The organism is Glycomyces harbinensis, from assembly GCF_900101745.1.
GTDB classification, from domain to species: Bacteria; Actinomycetota; Actinomycetes; order Mycobacteriales; family Micromonosporaceae; genus Glycomyces; species Glycomyces harbinensis.
In genome coordinates this window covers 105,169-121,556 of record NZ_FNAD01000006.1, presented here as the reverse complement: position 1 = coordinate 121,556, position 16,388 = coordinate 105,169, and the positions used below count along the sequence as shown (strand labels likewise).

General features: G+C 70.6%; 16 protein-coding genes. 5 read left to right on the top strand and 11 right to left on the bottom strand.

The window, feature by feature from the left end:
• Positions 1–147 precede the first annotated feature (147 nt).
• From BLQ63_RS12010 to BLQ63_RS12000, 3 genes are all read left to right on the top strand, one after another.
• The gene (locus tag BLQ63_RS12010; RefSeq protein ID WP_091034340.1) at positions 148–837 is read left to right on the top strand and encodes a hypothetical protein; all 690 of its coding nucleotides are present in this window, start codon (positions 148–150) and stop codon (positions 835–837) included.
• Positions 838–1,424: 587 nt separating this feature from the next.
• A complete protein-coding gene (locus BLQ63_RS12005) occupies positions 1,425–2,609 on the top strand; it encodes a hypothetical protein (RefSeq protein WP_091034337.1) in 1,185 nt (394 codons plus the stop codon).
• Between the two features lie 25 nt (positions 2,610–2,634).
• Positions 2,635–3,324: an aspartate/glutamate racemase family protein gene (locus tag BLQ63_RS12000; protein WP_091034333.1), complete on the top strand. Its 690-nt coding sequence runs from the start codon at positions 2,635–2,637 to the stop codon at positions 3,322–3,324.
• A gap of 21 nt (positions 3,325–3,345) precedes the next feature.
• Here the strand turns inward: BLQ63_RS12000 and BLQ63_RS11995 are convergent, their stop codons facing one another.
• The 9 genes from BLQ63_RS11995 to BLQ63_RS11955 are packed head-to-tail and all read right to left on the bottom strand — an operon-like array spanning position 3,346 to position 10,684.
• Entirely contained in the window at positions 3,346–4,035 is a 690-nt protein-coding gene (locus tag BLQ63_RS11995; RefSeq protein WP_091034328.1) for an acVLRF1 family peptidyl-tRNA hydrolase, read from the bottom strand.
• Positions 4,036–4,038: 3 nt separating this feature from the next.
• Positions 4,039–4,377, bottom strand: a complete 339-nt coding sequence (locus BLQ63_RS11990; RefSeq protein ID WP_177154895.1) for a metal-sulfur cluster assembly factor — start codon at positions 4,375–4,377, stop codon at positions 4,039–4,041.
• The gene (gene sufU / locus BLQ63_RS11985; protein WP_091034322.1) at positions 4,374–4,835 is read right to left on the bottom strand and encodes a Fe-S cluster assembly sulfur transfer protein SufU; all 462 of its coding nucleotides are present in this window, start codon (positions 4,833–4,835) and stop codon (positions 4,374–4,376) included. The genes BLQ63_RS11990 and sufU overlap by 4 nt, the downstream gene beginning before the upstream one ends.
• Positions 4,835–6,103, bottom strand: a complete 1,269-nt coding sequence (locus tag BLQ63_RS11980) for a cysteine desulfurase (RefSeq protein ID WP_281187779.1) — start codon at positions 6,101–6,103, stop codon at positions 4,835–4,837. Before BLQ63_RS11980 ends, sufU begins: the two co-directional genes overlap by 1 nt.
• Before the next feature lie 21 nt (positions 6,104–6,124).
• The gene (sufC, locus tag BLQ63_RS11975) at positions 6,125–6,886 is read right to left on the bottom strand and encodes a Fe-S cluster assembly ATPase SufC (protein WP_091034319.1); all 762 of its coding nucleotides are present in this window, start codon (positions 6,884–6,886) and stop codon (positions 6,125–6,127) included.
• 21 nt (positions 6,887–6,907) lie between these two features.
• Entirely contained in the window at positions 6,908–7,249 is a 342-nt protein-coding gene (locus tag BLQ63_RS11970) for a non-heme iron oxygenase ferredoxin subunit (RefSeq protein WP_091034316.1), read from the bottom strand.
• Complete coding sequence (gene sufD / locus BLQ63_RS11965; protein WP_091034314.1) at positions 7,250–8,458, bottom strand: Fe-S cluster assembly protein SufD; 1,209 nt, start codon at positions 8,456–8,458, stop codon at positions 7,250–7,252.
• A gap of 33 nt (positions 8,459–8,491) precedes the next feature.
• Positions 8,492–9,925 (bottom strand): Fe-S cluster assembly protein SufB, encoded by a 1,434-nt coding sequence (gene sufB / locus BLQ63_RS11960; RefSeq protein WP_091034311.1) that lies wholly within the window; start codon positions 9,923–9,925, stop codon positions 8,492–8,494.
• A 27-nt stretch (positions 9,926–9,952) separates the two neighbouring features.
• A complete protein-coding gene (locus BLQ63_RS11955; protein WP_091034308.1) occupies positions 9,953–10,684 on the bottom strand; it encodes a helix-turn-helix transcriptional regulator in 732 nt (243 codons plus the stop codon).
• A 162-nt stretch (positions 10,685–10,846) separates the two neighbouring features.
• On the opposite strand from BLQ63_RS11955, the gene BLQ63_RS11950 reads away from it, so the two are divergent.
• Entirely contained in the window at positions 10,847–11,824 is a 978-nt protein-coding gene (locus BLQ63_RS11950) for a COX15/CtaA family protein (RefSeq protein ID WP_091034305.1), read from the top strand.
• Positions 11,825–11,939: 115 nt separating this feature from the next.
• Positions 11,940–12,929 carry an ADP-ribosylglycohydrolase family protein gene (locus tag BLQ63_RS11945; RefSeq protein WP_091034301.1) on the top strand — a complete coding sequence of 330 codons (990 nt, stop codon included), beginning with the start codon at positions 11,940–11,942 and terminating at the stop codon, positions 12,927–12,929.
• Positions 12,930–12,981: 52 nt separating this feature from the next.
• On the opposite strand, the gene BLQ63_RS11940 is transcribed toward BLQ63_RS11945, so the two are convergent.
• Positions 12,982–14,145, bottom strand: a complete 1,164-nt coding sequence (locus BLQ63_RS11940; protein WP_091034297.1) for a malic enzyme-like NAD(P)-binding protein — start codon at positions 14,143–14,145, stop codon at positions 12,982–12,984.
• A 143-nt stretch (positions 14,146–14,288) separates the two neighbouring features.
• Positions 14,289–16,277, bottom strand: a complete 1,989-nt coding sequence (locus tag BLQ63_RS29635) for a hypothetical protein (protein ID WP_143014858.1) — start codon at positions 16,275–16,277, stop codon at positions 14,289–14,291.
• Positions 16,278–16,388: the final 111 nt, after the last annotated feature.

The window sequence follows — 16,388 nt, the reverse complement described above, 5'->3', positions numbered from 1 at the left end:
CTCTGGAACACATCGGCCGAGCCCGCCGAAACCCGGGAGCGCATACGCCGGGCATCGGGCGAGCTCCTATCACGACAGCACGACAAGGGCTACTTCCCGAGCGCCGAGTTCCGATTCGCACCTACCGAGATCACCGCGCTGGCCCTGGTGACGCTGGCCCAGGCCGGCCACCGGCGCGACGAGCGGATCGATCGCGGACTGGACTTCCTGAGCGAGCAGGTTCGTAGCGCGGACGGATCGGTCCGGTCCACCTGCGAAGGCGAAGACGTGGGCTGGCCGAGGGGGCCGGAGCCGGGCCGGACGATCGCCGCCACGCTGATCACCGGGGAGGGGCTCAAACGCACCTACCCCGCATCGCTCACGCTCCTGGCCTTCTCCTTGTGGGACGCGCACCCCGACAAGCGCGAGCGCATCACCGGCTTCCTGCTCCGGCAGTCGAGGTCGGGCCTGTGGGGCCCGATCCGGCAGGCGCCGCCCTCGCCGGGGTTCACCGGCGCCGTGCTCACCGCGCTCATCGCCGCCACCCGCGACGCCGCGCCGTTCCGCCGGTCCTTCAGGTATCTCCGCTCGACCCGCCTCCAGCCCGACCGCTGGTTGCGCGAGGAGGACGTGTGGGTCGTGTCCGCGCACGACCAGGAGCTCTACGGCAGCATCTCCATCCCGGCCACGACGTGGTGCCGCACCGCCTTCGAACTGATGCGCGACCCCTCCCGGGCGAAAGAGGCCCTGATCGCGAACGGGCCCGACCCGGACTTCAGCACCGGCCTGGAAGACCAGAACCTGGTCAGCCCTCCGGTGCGCCGTCGCGACCTGCAGGCTCCGTCGATACCGCGGTGACGCAGAACATAGAAACATTCCTCGATACGGCCGAGCACAAGTTGGCACATTCAACTGCCTATGCAAACAATGGCGAACCCATTCATTGAGGAAACCTGTCAATTCGCGGAACGCTCAACTCCGCACATCTCGTCAATCTTTGCGGTGCAGTCGATTCCGCATCCGGACGCCGATCGACCTCGCCGAATCGACCACGAATCAACGTTCGTTCGGCGTGCCATCCAAACCGCATTCGGGAATTCGACCGTGCAACCTTTTTGCAATTGCACACGCCTAGGGAATCGACAACCCGTAAGGACGCTCAATACCGGCCGATGAGCGTCGGATATCAGACAGGAATGCGCTTTCTCATCGCGATCGGCGATTTACTTCACCAAGGATCCGAATAGCCCTCGGGTACGATTCCGCCATGGCAATCGCAGCCGCACGTCGCCGACCGGCAAGGCGTCGCGCGGATTCAGGCAATCTCCGAATCCTCCGGTCGCCGAGGGCGACCCCGTAGCGGTCAATCAGCTTCCGAGTTCGAAGTCCTGTCAGCCTCCCGGTCCGCGTACCAAGCGATGCGGCCCCGTCCCATCGGAGCTCCCTTGTCCAGACGCAGAAAGCGTCCCTCCCGAGATATCGCCAAGACCGTCGGATACGGCCACAACCTCATCCGCAGCAACCGGTTCCGTGAGGGCAACCTGTGGCGCGCCGTGTTCGAAGGCGGCGTTCAGGTCTCCTTCTGCGCGACCGTCGCCGTGATGGAGCTCAACCGGGTCCTCAGCAGGGCCGGCGTCGCGCGGGCGGCGGTCACCCCCGACGACTACCGGGCGCTGCTCAGGAAGGTCGGGCCCAACGGCGCCGTCCGCTGCCGCGTCGCCGACTACACCGGTCCGGAGGTCGCCGCCAAGCTCCTGATCGGACTGCGCCCCTGCTTCGACCAGGGCGAGCCTCCCCCTGCGATCAAGCGGATGATCGCGTTCGTGGCCGCGAGCGTCCGACCCGACGGCACCATCGAGACGCTCCAGTCCCGCTGCGGCGGAGGCGAGCGGGTCTACCCGGCCGCCGTCATCGCGATCGCGCTGTCGCAATGGGCGCCGCAGGAGCACCGGGACAAGATCGGCGACATCGTCGACTTCCTGGAGCGGCAGTGGGACGTCAACACGGGCCTGTGGCGGCACGCCGAGCGGCGCGGCTTCGAGCTCGCGGTGAGCGCCGTCGCGTTCATCGCGGTACGCCGGGCCGAGAGCACCAGCGTGGACCTGCGCAAAGCGGCCGAGGCCATCGCGAACGGCGTCATCGAACGGACGCACAGCCAGTTCTTCGACGACAAGTGCGCCAAACCCGACACCGACGCCTACCAGTTGCTCCGGCTCAACCGCTACGCCTGGTCTGCCGATGCCCTCATCGAGGCGGAGGGCGTCCTCCCGGACCGGCTGCGCCGGAACGCGATGGCCGCGCTGACCGAAGTCCTGCTGGAGAAGCACCACGTGATGCTGGTCCCGGGCCGACGGATCCCCAACCAGGACTCCATCGAGGAGTTCGCGAAGGACATGACCGCGCTGCACCGACTGGGCATGGAGCAGGAGGGCGCTTCGAGCCGCCGGTTCCGGTTCCGTGCCTTCGGCGCCCGGCTGCGCCGCGGACCCGAACGGCGGTCGCAGGCTCGCGCCGTCGCAGCGTCGCCGGCCGGCGACGACGAGGGGCAGATGCTCCGCTGGACCAAGTTGAGCGCGCTGGTGGGGCTGGTGGGCATCATCGTCGGCGCCGTCATCAGCCTCTTCACTTGAACTCGCGGTCGGGCACAATGGGGCGATGCGCACCATCGGATTGATCGGCGGGATGTCCTGGGAGTCGTCCGCCGAGTACTACCGGCTCGTCAACCAGGACGTCCGCGAGCGGCTCGGCGGGCAGCACAACGCCCGCAGCCTCATGGTCACCGTGGACTTCGCGGAGATCGAGGCGATGCAGCGCGCCGGCGACTGGGACGGCGCGGGCAAGGTCCTCGCCGAGGCGGCCGCGTCGCTCGAACGCGGCGGGGCCGACCTGATCGGCCTGTGCACCAACACGATGCACCTGGTGGCCGACCAGATCGAGGCGGCTGTGTCGGTGCCGTTCGTGCACCTGGTCGACGCGACCGCCGACAGCATCCGGGCGGCCGGGGTCGGGCGCGTCGGGCTCCTGGCGACGCGGTTCACCATGGAGATGCCGTTCTACACCGAGCGGATGGCCGGGCACGGCATCGAGGTCGTGGTGCCGCCCGCCGAGGACCGCGACGTGGTCCACGAGATCATCTACAACGAGCTGACCCTGGGCGTCGTCAACGAGGACTCCCGCAGGGCGTACCGGCGGTTCATGGCCGACCTCGCCGAACGCGGCTGCGAGGGGATCATCTTCGGCTGCACCGAGATCACGCTGCTCGTGGACGAGGGCGACGGTCCGGTCCCGGTCTTCGACTCGACGCGGCTGCACGCCGAGCGCCTGGTCACCCTCGCCTTGGCGTGAGCGTCCCGAGCCGCCGCGTCGCTACTGCGGCAGCCGGACCCGGAAGCCGATGGCACGGTAGGCCGTCTCGGTCAGCAGCACCGCCTTGGGTTCGGCGATGTCGCCGAAGTGGACGGCTGGTCTGAGCTCGGCGAGCCTCGGGTCCTCGAGGATGCCCTCGACCGGTCCGCCGGTGACCAGCGCGTCGAACGCGGCGTTGCCGAGGACGGCGAACACGGCCTCCCGGGCGCGCTTCTCGGCGGCCTTCGCCTGGCCTTCACGCCTTCTCGCGAAACGCTGCTGGGACTGGCCGCCGGCCTTGGTCGTTCCCTGGACGTAGGCGGTGTCGGTCTTGGAGACCTTCACCCGCCCGTCCTCCACGATGCCGACCGAGTAAGCGCCCTTGCGGGCGAGGAGGACGGCGATGCGGCGCGGCTCGAGGGCGTAGTCCCGCAGATGCTCGGCGGCCGTCACCGGGTCGGCGTCGAGTAGCCACGAGGAGGGCAGGCCGCCGGCCAGTGCCCAGGTGACTTGTGCCGATTTACGGCTCGCAAGTTCGCCGAGACCGGCCGACGGGCCTTCGTTCGATTCGATCGTCCAGGCGTCGCCTTCGGCGTGGTGGCCCGCGATGCCGCCGTTGCGGGCGGCGAAGTTCGCGACCCACTTGGGGAGCCGTTCGGGCTCGACCTCGACGATCCTGCCGCCGCCGGAGGCGGGGCGGATCTTCACCATCGACTAGACGTTGAATCCGAGGGCGCGGAGCTGGTCGCGGCCGTCGTCGGTGATCTTGTCGGGGCCCCACGGCGGGATCCACACCCAGTTGATCTTCAGGTCGGCGGCGAGGCCGCCTTCCGGGCCGCTGGTCAGAGCCGAGCGGGACTGGTCCTCGATGACGTCCGTCAGCGGGCAGGCCGCCGAGGTGAGCGTCATGTCGAGGGTGACCACGTTCTGCTCGTCCACGTGGACGCCGTAGATGAGGCCCAGGTCGACGACGTTGATGCCCAGCTCGGGGTCGACGACGTCTTTCATGGCCTCGAGGATGTCGTCCTCTTTGGTCTTCACATCTTCACTCATGCTGCGTCGGTCCTTCCCGGGATCGAGGCTTCTGCGCGGACCAGGGCGTCCTTGAACGCCATCCAGCCCAGCAGCGCGCATTTGACGCGCATCGGGTATTTCGAGACGCCGGCGAACGCGACCGCGTCCTCCAGGGTCTCCTCGTCGCCTTCGTCCTGGCCCTTGGAGTTCATCAGTTCGGTGAACTCGGCCAGGCGGGCCAGCGCGTCGTCCACGGTCGAACCGTTGACGAGTTCGTACAGTACCGACGCGGAGGCCTTGGAGATCGAGCAGCCGACGTTCTCGTAGGAGACGTCGGCGACCTTGCCGCCCTCCACGTGGACCCGGAGGGTGATCTCGTCGCCGCAGGTCGGGTTGACCTGGTGGGACTCGCCCTCGAAGGGTTCACGCAGGCCGACGCCGCGGGGGCGCTTGTAGTGGTCCAGGATGACTTCCTGGTAGAGCTCGTCGAGATTCATCAGCCGAACACCTTTCGCACCTGGGCCAACGCCTCCACGAGCCGGTCTATTTCCTCGTGGGTGTTGTAGACGTACCCGGAGGCGCGCGTGGTGGCGTTGACGCCGAAGCGGTCGCACGTGGGCTTGGCGCAGTGGTGCCCGACGCGGACGGCGATGCCCTCGGCGTCGAGGATCTGGCCGACGTCGTGCGGGTGGACGTCCGCGAAGGTGAAGGAGACCGTGGCGCTGCGCCCGATCGGGACGCGCGGGCCGATGACCGTGAGGCCGTCGACGGTCTCGAGCCGCTCGAGCATGTACCCGGCCAGCTCCTTCTCGTGGGCGCGCACGTTCTCCATGCCGAGCTTGTCGAGGTAGTCGACGGCGGCCGCGAGGCCCACGGCCTCGGCGATCGGCGGCGTGCCGGCCTCGAACTTCGCCGGTGCCGGGGCGAACGTGGTGCGCTCCATGGTGACGGTCTTGATCATCGAGCCGCCCGTGAGGAACGGGGGCATCGCGTCCAGGAGGTCCGCTTTCGCCCACAGGACGCCGATGCCGGTGGGCCCGAGCATCTTGTGTCCGGTGAAGGCGATGAAGTCGACGCCGAGTTCGGCGACGTCCACCGGAATGTGCGGCACGGACTGGGAGGCGTCGAGGCCCACCAGGGCGCCGACCTCGCGGGCGCGGGCGGTGATCTGGGAGGTCGGGTTCACGGTGCCGAGCAGGTTGGCGACGGCGGTGAACGAGACGATCTTGCACCGCTCGGTGATCACTTCGGGGACGCTCTCGAGGTCGAGGCGGCCGTGGTCGGTGATGCCGATCCACTTCAGCGTCGCTCCCGTGCGCAGCGCGAGCTGCTGCCACGGGATGAGGTTGGCGTGGTGCTCCATCTCGGTCACGACGATCTCGTCGCCGGGGCCGATCTTGAAGCGCGGGTCGGCGGCCGGGTCCAGCGCCGCGTTCTGGAACGCGTAGGCCATCAGGTTGATCGCCTCGGTGGAGTTCTTGGTGAACACCACCTCGTCGGCGCTCGGGGCGCCGATGAACGCGGCGACCTTCGCGCGGGCGCCCTCGTAGGCCTCGGTGGCCTCGGAACCGAGCGTGTGGACCGAGCGCGAGATGTTCGCGTTCGAGTGCTCGGTGAAGCGGCGCATCGCCTCGACGACCTGGACGGGCTTCTGCGAGGTCGCGGCCGAGTCGAGGTAGGCCAGCGGTTTGTCGCCGATCATTCGCCGAAGGATCGGGAAGTCGGCGCGGATGGCCTCGACGTCGAGCTTGGTTGCGGCGTCCACGGGCTCCTTCTTTCCGGTTGGCTAGGCGGCCTTCGTGCCGACGTAGGACTCGTAGCCCTCGGCTTCGAGCTTGTCCGCGAGTTCGGGCCCGCCCTCTTCGGCGATCCGGCCGTCGACGAAGACGTGGACGAAGTCGGGCTTCACGTACCGCAGGATGCGCGTGTAGTGCGTGATGAGCAGGACGCCGGGGTTGCTGGTGGCCTTGGCGTGGTTGATGCCCTCGGAGACGGTGCGCAGCGCGTCCACGTCGAGGCCGGAGTCGGTCTCGTCGAGGATGGCGATCTTGGGCTTGAGCAGCTCCATCTGGAGGATCTCGTGGCGCTTCTTCTCGCCGCCGGAGAAGCCCTCGTTGACGTTGCGGTTGACGAAGGCCTCGTCCATCTTGAGGTCGGCCATGGCGCCCTTGAGGTCCTTCATCCAGGTGCGGATCTTGGGGGCCTCGCCGTCGACGGCGGTCTTGGCGGTGCGCAGGAAGTTGGAGACGCTGACGCCGGGGACCTCGACCGGGTACTGCATGGCGAGGAACAGGCCGGCGCGGGCGCGCTCGTCGACGGTCATCGCCAGGACGTCTTCGCCGTCGAGGAGGACCTCGCCGCCGGTGATCTCGTACTTCGGGTGCCCGGCCAGCGAGTAGGCGAGCGTGGACTTGCCGGAGCCGTTGGGGCCCATGATGGCGTGGGTCTCGCCCGAGTTGATGGTCAGGTCGACGCCGTGCAGGATCGGCTTGGCGCCCTCTTCGGTGTTGACCGAGACGTGCAGGTCGCGGATCTCAAGCTTGCTCATGACTGGTGTTCCTTCTCGGCGTCAGTTCGCGGTTTCGGTGGTCTTGGGTTTCAGGCTGAGGTACACGTCGCCCTCGCGCAGCTCGACCGGGTAGGTCGGGACGGCGACGGTGGCGGGCGGCCCGGACGGCTTGCCGGTCCGCAGGTCGAAGCTCGACCCGTGGAGCCAGCATTCGATCGAGCAGTCCTCGATGTCGCCTTCGGAGAGCGCCACGGCGGCGTGGGAGCACTCGTCGTGGAGGGCGAACACCTCGTCGGCCCGGCGGACGAGCACGATCGACGTGCCGTGGATGTCGGCCGCGACGGGCTCGGCCTCCGGCAGGTCGTCGAGCGCGCACACGCGCAGGAAGTCGGCGTCGGTCATCTAGGCACCTGCCTCGATGTCTCCCGGCGCGACGAAGGCACCCGAGTCGAGGCGGGCGACGACGAGCTCGGTGAGCTCCTCGCGCAGGCCCTCGTCGGGGATCTTCTGGAGGACTTCGTTGAAGAAGCCCTTGACGACCAGGCGGCGGGCCTCCGGCTCGGGGATGCCCCTGGACTGGAGGTAGAACAGGTGCTCCTCGTCGAAGCGGCCGGTCGTCGAGGCGTGTCCGGCCCCGGTGATCTCGCCGGTCTCGATCTCCAGGTTGGGGACCGAGTCGGCGCGGGCGCCGTCGGAGAGCACGAGGTTGCGGTTGATCTCGTAGGTGTCGGTGCCGGTGGCCTTGTCCTGGATGAGGACGTCGCCGATCCACACGGTGTGCGCGTCCCGGCCCTGGAGGGCGCCGCGGTAGTTGACGTTGGAGCGGCAGTCGGGGACCGAGTGGTCCACGAGCTGGCGCTGCTCCAGGTGCTGGCCGGCGTCGGCGAAGTAGAGGCCGTAGGCGTCCACGGAGCCGCCTTGGGCGGCGTAGTCGACCGACAGGTACTGGCGGACCAGGTCGCCGCCGAGCGTGACGGCGATGTGGTCGAGTTTGGCGTCGCGGCCCAGGCGGGCCTTCTGGTGCTCGACGTGCGTGGACTCGCGGTCCCATTCGGCGACGACGACCAGGCGCAGGTGCGCGCCGTCGCCGACGGAGATCTCGACGTTGTCGCCGAGGCGGGCCAGGCCGGTGTGGCGCACGATCAGGGTGGCGTCGGCGTGGTGGCCGACCTCGATGAACGTGTGGGCCCAGGTGGCGCCGTCGAGGCCGCCGCCGGTGACGTCGATCCAGACGGGTTCGGACACCCGGGTCTCGGGCGCGACGGCGACGAGGAGGGCCTTCTCGCTCTTGGCCCAGGCGACGGCGCTGGGCCGGTCGAAGGGCGTGAGGATGGAGCCGAGGCGCTCGTCGTCCTTGCCGACGGCCGCGGCGGTGACCCCTTCGGGCAGGCTGCGGATCGCGTACTCGGCGGCCTTGGCCGCGGGCGCGGTCTCGGTCGACTCGAGCCCGGCGAGGCGCTTGACGGGCGTGAAGCGCCAGTCCTCTTCGCGGCCGGTGAGGGCCGGGAAGTCGGCGGGCTCGAACGAGCGCAGCAGCTGGGACTTGGTCTTCGGGGGCACTTCTCCGGCGCCGTGGGTGTGCGGCTTGGCGACTGCCAATTCGATGCTCATGAAATCTCTGGTTCCTAGTCCTCGACCGGTCGCTTAACCGACCGCGCCTTCCATCTGGAGTTCGATCAGGCGGTTCAGCTCGAGGGCGTACTCCATCGGCAGCTCCTTGGCGATGGGCTCGATGAAGCCGCGCACGATCATGGCCGCCGCCTCGTCCTCGGTGAGGCCCCGGCTCATGAGGTAGAACATCTGGTCTTCGCCGATCTTGGAGACCGTGGCCTCGTGGCCCATGTCGACGTCGTCCTCGCGGATGTCGACGTACGGGTACGTGTCGGAGCGCGAGATGGTGTCGACCAGCAGCGCGTCGCACTTGACCGTGGACTTCGAGTGGTGCGAGCCCTCGTCGACCTTGACCAGGCCGCGGTAGGAGGTGCGGCCGCCGCCCCGGGAGATCGACTTGGAGACGATCGTCGAGGAGGTGTGCGGCGCGGCGTGCGTCATCTTCGCGCCGGTGTCCTGGTGCTGGCCCGCGCCGGCCATGGCGACCGACAGGACCTCGCCCTTGGCGTGCTCGCCGACCATGACCACGGCCGGGTACTTCATGGTGACCTTGGAGCCGAGGTTGCCGTCGACCCATTCCATGGTCGCGCCCTGCTCGGCGATGGCGCGCTTGGTGACCAGGTTGTAGACGTTGGACGACCAGTTCTGGATGGTCGTGTACCGGACGCGGGCGTCCTTCTTGACGATGATCTCCACGACCGCGGAGTGCAGCGAGTCCGAGGAGTACACCGGGGCGGTGCAGCCCTCGATGTAGTGCACGAACGAGCCCTCGTCGGCGATGATGAGCGTGCGCTCGAACTGGCCCATGTTCTCGGTGTTGATCCGGAAGTAGGCCTGGAGCGGGATGTCGACGTGGACGCCCTTGGGCACGTAGATGAACGAGCCGCCGGACCAGGTCGCGGTGTTCAGCGCGGCGAACTTGTTGTCGCCCACCGGGATCACCGTGCCGAAGTACTCCTTGAAGAGCTCGGGGTGCTCCTTGAGCGCGGTGTCGGTGTCCATGAAGACGACGCCCTGCTGCTCCAGGTCCTCGCGGATGGAGTGGTAGAGGACGGTCGACTCGTACTGGGCGGCGACGCCGGAGACGAGCTGCTGGCGCTCGGCCTCGGGGATGCCCAGCTTGTCGTAGGTCTTCTTGATGTCCTCGGGCAGGTCCTCCCAGGACTCGGCCTGCCTCTCGGAGGCCTCGACGTAGTACTTGATGTTGTCGAAGTCGATGCCGGACAGGTCGGCGCCCCAGTTGGGCATGGGCTTGCGGCCGAAGAGCTTGAGGCCCTTCAGGCGCAGGTCGAGCATCCACTCGGGTTCGGCCTTGCGCGCGGAGATGTCGCGGACGACCTCTTCGGTCAGCCCGCGGCGCGCGTTCTCGCCGGCGGCGTCGGAGTCGGCCCAGCCGTACTCGTACCGCTCCAGGGAGGCGAGCGCCTCTTCCTGGCTGAGCGGCTCGGGCTTCTGCGTGTCGGTCATCTCAAGTCTCACCTTTGACCTGTCGGGTTATCGGTCCGCGCGTCCGGGGTCGGGCAGCGGAACCGGTCCGCTTCCCCCGTCGGCGCCTGTGGCCTTGCGGCCGTGGGTCTTGCCGGGCACGTGGGTGGTGCACACCCCGTCCCCGTTGGCGATCGTGGCCAGCCGCTGGACGTGGACGCCCAGCAGGCGGCTGATCACCCGAGTCTCCGCCTCGCACAGCTGCGGGAACTCCGCGGCCACGCCCGCCACCGGGCAGTGGTGCTGGCAGATCTGCCCGCCCGAGGCGATGACCGACGCCGTTGCGGCGTAGCCCTCGCCCGACATGGCGGTGGCCAGCGCCTGGGCGCGCGCCATCGGATCGTCCGGGTCGACCGCGTCGAGGGCGGCCCGGCAGCGGGCCTCCAGGCGCGCGACCTGCTCGGCGGCGAAGCCGCCGACGGCGTCCTCGCCTTCGAAGCGGCGGATCCAGCGCAGGGCCTCCATCGCGAGGTCATCGTAGGTGTGGCCGATGTTCGTGCGGGCGGCGGCCGTGAGCTGGTAGCTCTTGGCGGGCCTTCCGCGGCCGGCGGTCCTGACCACGCGGGTCTCGACCTGGCCTTCGGCCTCCATCGCGTCGAGATGGCGGCGGGTGGCGGTGGCGGTGATGCCGAGAGCCTGCGCGAGGTCGACGGCCGTGGCGGGGCCGTGTTCGAGCAGCAGCCTGGTCACTCGGCGGCGGGTGTCCCCGTCCGTCGAGTGGCTGGTCGCCCTCGTCACCATTTCCACAAGGTAAATGTTACTTAATTCGCGGCGGCGCGTCGAGACGACCCGAGGTGAGACGTGGCACTCAGGCTTGCCTAACCTCACCTGTCACGCAAGGCGCGGCCCACACCCGGCGGACCGCGGCAAGAACCCTGACGGGCTTGAGGATAGATTCGCGGCGTGAAGCTCTTGCAGCGGTGGTTCGGTCAGCCCAAGGCGATTCGGCGGTGGGCGCTCGCCAGCGTGGTCGCGAACGTCGGCATCATCGTGACCGGCGGCGCGGTGCGCCTGACCGAGTCGGGCCTGGGCTGCCCCGAATGGCCCAAGTGCACCGCCGATTCCCTGGTCACGACCCCTGAGATGGGGATCTACGGGGTGATCGAGTTCGGGAACCGCGTGCTGACGTTCGCGCTGGTGGCGATCGCGCTGGGCGCCCTGGTGGCGGCGTGGCTGCGCATCCCGCGGCGGAGGTCGCTCGTGAAGCTGGCGCTGCTGGGGATGCTGTACGTGCCGGTGCAGGCGGTCATCGGCGGGATCACCGTCTGGACGAACCTGAACCCGTGGGTGGTGGGCCTGCACTTCCTGGCCTCGATCCCGCTGGTGGCGCTGTCGGTGGCGCTGTACGCGCGCTCGGGCGAGCCGGACGGCGCGGTCGTGCCGCTGGTGCCGCGGGCGGTGGTGCTGCTGAGCAGGGGCCTGGTGGGGGTCGCGTTCGCGGTGATCGTGCTCGGGGTGGTCGTGACCGGTTCGGGCCCGCACGCGGGCGACGCCGACACGCCGCGCAACGGCATGGACCCGGCGCTGATGTCGCAGCTGCACGCGGACCTGGTGTGGCTGCTGCTGGGGCTGACGGTGGCGCTCATCGCGGCGCTGCACGCGGTGAAGGCGCCGGAGGCGGCGAAGCGGACGGCGTACGTGCTGCTGGTCGTGGAGCTCCTGCAGGGGGTCATCGGCTACACGCAGTACTACCTGGACCTGCCGGTGCTGCTGGTGGGGATGCACATGCTGGGCGCCGGGGTGCTGTGGGTCGCGGCGATGGCGGTCCCGTTCAGCCTGCGGCGGCGCGAGCCGCTGGTGGAGGGCGCGCAGGTGCTGCACTACGAGATCCACGGCGAACGCGAGGGCGACCGCATCGTGGAGAAGGAACCCGCCGCCTGACCGAGGGGTCATGACAGGGCCTCCTCGTCCCGACGTCATCGTCCTCCGCCGAGGGGCCGGTGCGCCGCGTCGAACGGAGGAGGCGCTGCGGGCAACGCCCCCATAGAATCCGGGCGTGACTGAAGCGATCACGCGAGCAGACCGCGTTCTCGGGAGCCTGGTCGGCGGCGCCGTCGGGGACGCCCTCGGCTACCAGGTCGAGTTCGAATCCTGGGCCCGCATCCAAGACGAGTACGGACCCGGCGGCATCACCGAGCTGCGGTACAACCGGATCTCCGACGACACCCAGATGACCCTCTTCACCGTCGAGGGCCTGCTGCTGGCCCAGCCCGGCGCCGAGGTCGAGGCCGTCCGGGAGGCGTACCTGCGCTGGCTCCAGACCCAGCGCGAACCCATGCCGCCCATGGCCTCCCAGGGCCTCGCGGCCCAGCCGTGGCTGTACGCTCGCCGCGCGCCGGGCAACGCCTGCATCTCCGGGCTCGCCCACGGCGCGAGGCCCGGCGTCAACCCCAACTCGAAGGGCTGCGGCACCGTCATGCGCTCGGCCCCGTTCGGGCTGCGCTACGGCCCCGAGCGGGCGTTCGAGCTGGCCGAGCGGTGCTCGGCGCTCACGCACGGACACCCGACCGCCGGGTCCTCCGCGGGGGCGTTCGCGATGATGGTGGCGCACCTGGCGAACGGTGAAACGCCGCAGCGGGCGGTCTCGGCGACCATGCTCCACCTGCGCAAGGACCTCGACCGCTCCGAGACCGTCGACGCGCTCCAGCAGGCCTACGAGCTGGCCGGGAACGTCCCTCCCGCGCCGAACACGTGCGCGCCGCTCGGCCAGGGCTGGGTCGCCGAGGAGGCGCTGGCCATCGCGGTCTACTGCCTGCTCGGCACCGACGACGTGCGGGCCGGGCTCATCGCCTCGGTCAACCACAGCGGCGACTCCGACTCGACCGGCGCGATCCTCGGGAACCTCTACGGGGCCGCGTACGGGCACGGCGCCCTGCCGCCCGAGTGGGCCCGGCAGGTCGAGGGGCGGGAGGTCATCGTCGCCCTCGCGGACCTGCTCGGCCCGGTCGATGAGACCGATGCGGTCGCGCCGCAGTCGATGAGCTGACACGAGAACGGCCCGACCGGTCGATGCCGGTCGGGCCGTTCAGGTCCGTTCGTCAGGCGGCAGCCTTGACGGCGGCGGCCACCGCCGGCGCGACCCGCGGGTCCAGCGGCGAGGGGACGATCCGGTCGGCCGCCAGGTCCTCGGCGGCGATGTCGGCGATGGCCCCGGCCGCGGCGAGCTTCATCGCCTCGGTGATCTGCTCGGCCCCGGCGTCGAGCGCGCCGCGGAAGATCCCGGGGAACGCGAGCACGTTGTTGATCTGGTTCGGGTAGTCGCTGCGGCCGGTCGCCACGATCGCGGCGTGGCGCGCGGCGACCTCGGGATCGACCTCGGGAGTCGGGTTGGCCAGCGCGAAGACGATCGCGCCGTCCGCCATGCCCTCGAGCGCGCTTTCGGGGACGCGGCCGCCGGAGACGCCGACGAGGACGTCCGAGCCGCGCAGGGCCTCGGTCGCGTCGCCCTTGCGCCCGTGGCGGTTCGTGGTCTGGGCGAGGCGTTCCTTCACCGGGTTGAGGCGGTCGCGGCCCTCGTGGATGATCCCGGTCGAGTCGCAGACGACGATGTCGCCGACGCCGGCCTCGTTGAGGATCTTGGCGATCGCGACGCCGGCGGCGCCGGCGCCGACCACGGTCACGGTGAGGTCCTCGGGGCGCCGGTCCTGGAGCCGCAGCGCGTTGGTGAGCGCGGCGAGCACGACGACGGCGGTGCCGTGCTGGTCGTCGTGGAAGACCGGGATGTCGAGCAGGGCCTTGAGGCGGTCCTCGATCTCGAAGCAGCGCGGCGCCGAGATGTCCTCGAGGTTGATGCCGCCGAAGGAGGGCGCGATGGCCGCGACGGCGGCCACGATCGCGTCGGGGTCCTTGGTGTCGAGGCAGATCGGGACGGCGTCCACGTCGGCGAACTGGCGGAAGAGCGCGGCCTTGCCCTCCATGACCGGGAGGGAGGCGGCCGGGCCGATGTCGCCGAGGCCGAGCACGGCGGTGCCGTCGGTGACGACGGCGACCAGGTTGGAGCGCCAGGTGTGGGTGCGCGCGAGGGATTCGTCCGCGGCGATGGCCTCGCAGACGCGGGCGACGCCGGGCGTGTAGGCGACGGAGAGGTCTTCGCGGGTGGCCAGCGGGACGGTGGCGGTGGTGCGCAGTTTCCCGCCCAGGTGGGCGAGGAAGATCGGGTCTTGCAGATCGATCACGGATTGAGATGGCACGGAAAGCCTCATTGCTTCGATGATGATCGCCGACTCAGCGGGCGCGGAACGGATGGTTCCGCCGGGATTCGAGTGGCAGGAGAAGACGGCGCCGACGTTTCGGCTCGCGGGCTTGTGGCCCGCGGATGGCACCGAGACTGGGATCACCCAGGCGGTCAGTGTAGCTCAGCGGTGACCGCGATCCGGACGGCGGCGGCGGTCCAGGCCGCGCATTTCGCGGCCTGGTCGTCCTCCCCCAACGCTTTGGACAGTTGGACGAAATCGGTTGCGGCCCTTTGGAGGCCGACGCGTTGCAGCGAGGCCGCGACGGCTTCGACGCGGACGCGCGAGGGCTCGCGGGAGCGGCGCAGGCCCTGATGCGCGAGGTCCGCGCAGGCGGTGATCGCGCCTTCGATCGCGGCCGAGACGGGGTCGCCCACGGGCCGGTCGCCGCCGGCGGCGAGCTCGGCGCTGTCGTCGCCGGGGGCGAGGTCGGGGACGACGGGGCCGTCGGCGGTGAGGATCGCGGTGGGCTCGACGATGAGCTCGCCGCGGTGGCGCCGCACGTGCCCGGCGACGGCGAGGGGCTCGCCGGTCAGGGCGCGCTCGGCGGCCTCGAGGGCGCCGGGGGTGGCGGAGCGGTGCTCGATGCGCAGGCGCGCGGTGCCGCCGCCGGGGGCGGTGACGATCGCTTCGAGGCGCTGCGAGGCGGGGTCGTAGCCGAGGAGTTCGCAGGAGGCGACGGCGATGACGCGCAGGGACTCGGCGGCGACGCGGGGCCTGATGAGCGAGGGCGGCCGGTCGGCGAGTTCGGCGGCGAGGGCGTCGAGGTCGGTGGCGCGCAGCGAGGCCGGGAGGTCGTTCCAGGCGAGGCCGAGCGGGAGCACCTGGGTCTTGGCGAGGCGGCCGGTGCCGAGCTTGAGCGCGCGGGCGGCGGTGCGGGTGGCGGCCTCGGTGACGGTGTTCCCGCCCGCCAGAGCGCCGATCTTGCATCCGGCGAGGCGGCGGCCGGCGAGTTCGGCGCCGGTGAGGGCTTCGGCCGCGTTCTTCGGGTCGGCGGGGACGGGCCAGTCGCGCTGGATGGCGAGGACCATGCCGGTCTCGGGCTGGGCGAAGTAGAGCTCCAGGGTGCGGCGGTCGCCGTCGGTGCCGATGCGGGCGCCCAGGCCGGTGAGGCGGACGAGGGTCAGCGGGGTCGCGTCGGCCTCTTCGCTGCCGAGGACCTGGGCGGCGGGGGTGCCGCCGGGGTGCCCGGCGGCGTTGGCGCGGGCGGGGATCTCGGTGAGGAGGGCGGCGAGTCGCTGCGGGTCGTAGGCGGCGGAGCGGTCCTCGTAGCGCTGGAGCTGGTCGATGAGGTCGTTCACGGCGCCGGCGGGCCAGTGGGCGCGGCGGCGGGTGAGGGCCTTGGACTCGCGCTGGAGGGCGGCGCGCAGGACCGCGTCGGCGCCGTCGGCGCCGTCCAGGAGGACCTGCTCGGTGAGGTGGAGGGCTTCGGCGAGGCTGCCTTCGGGGTCGGTGCCGCCGACGCTGACGGTGGTGGAGCGGTCGGCTTCGCCCTCGCGGAAGGCCCAGACGGCGAGGACGACGGCGGCGGCGCGGGCGGGGCCGGTGGCGTCGGTGTGGGCGTAGCCGACGTCGCCGGGGACGAGGAACTTGACGGTGGCGGCGGGGAGTTCGGCGGTGGCGTGCCGGTCGGGGTCGGGCCAGACGAGGCGGGCGGTGTAGCCGGCGCGGCGGGTCTGCTCGGCGGCTTTGATCGCGTGCGGGCCGAGCGCTTCGCGCAGCTGCTCGTCGGTGATCGAGGCCGGGGTGGCGAGCGCCTGCGGTTCGGGCGGGGCGGTGTCGGTCGGTGCGCTGTCGGCCTGGGCCGCTTCGGCGTCGGCGGGGGCCGCGGCGCCGCGCTGGTAGGCGAGGACGGCGCCGACGCGGTGGCGGCACTTGCCGGGGGCGCCGCAGGTGCAGGTGGCGGTGTCGAGGCCGCCGGTGGCGGGCAGGACCGCGGTGGCGCCGTCGGGGAAGGCGGCGGTGAGGGCGCCGTCGGCGGCGAGGTCGAGGACCGGGACGGCGCCGGCGTCGAGGTCTTTGGCGGCGCGCTTGACCAGGCCGCGGTTGGCGAGCGCCGCGAGGGCGTCGGCGGTGAGGGCGAGGAGGTCGCTTCTGGACACGGTGTTCACTCCGGTTCGGGGAAGGCGGGCGGGGCCAGGGGGTGTCTGGTGATGTCGGGCGAGGCTGGATGCGGGCCGTTCGACATCACCAGACACCCCCTAGGGGCGCGG

What these genes read in the sequence shown, in the direction of transcription:
- BLQ63_RS11990 (WP_177154895.1), bottom strand. Translation starts at nt 4,377, where the DNA reads ATGAGTGAAGATGTGAAGACCAAAGAGGACGACATCCTCGAGGCCATG.
- BLQ63_RS11970 (WP_091034316.1), bottom strand. Translation starts at nt 7,249, where the DNA reads ATGACCGACGCCGACTTCCTGCGCGTGTGCGCGCTCGACGACCTGCCG.
- BLQ63_RS12000 (WP_091034333.1), top strand. Translation starts at nt 2,635, where the DNA reads ATGCGCACCATCGGATTGATCGGCGGGATGTCCTGGGAGTCGTCCGCC.
- sufB (WP_091034311.1), bottom strand. Translation starts at nt 9,925, where the DNA reads ATGACCGACACGCAGAAGCCCGAGCCGCTCAGCCAGGAAGAGGCGCTC.
- sufU (WP_091034322.1), bottom strand. Translation starts at nt 4,835, where the DNA reads ATGAATCTCGACGAGCTCTACCAGGAAGTCATCCTGGACCACTACAAG.
- BLQ63_RS11955 (WP_091034308.1), bottom strand. Translation starts at nt 10,684, where the DNA reads ATGGTGACGAGGGCGACCAGCCACTCGACGGACGGGGACACCCGCCGC.
- BLQ63_RS11940 (WP_091034297.1), bottom strand. Translation starts at nt 14,145, where the DNA reads ATGAGGCTTTCCGTGCCATCTCAATCCGTGATCGATCTGCAAGACCCG.
- sufC (WP_091034319.1), bottom strand. Translation starts at nt 6,886, where the DNA reads ATGAGCAAGCTTGAGATCCGCGACCTGCACGTCTCGGTCAACACCGAA.
- sufD (WP_091034314.1), bottom strand. Translation starts at nt 8,458, where the DNA reads ATGAGCATCGAATTGGCAGTCGCCAAGCCGCACACCCACGGCGCCGGA.
- BLQ63_RS11995 (WP_091034328.1), bottom strand. Translation starts at nt 4,035, where the DNA reads ATGGTGAAGATCCGCCCCGCCTCCGGCGGCGGCAGGATCGTCGAGGTC.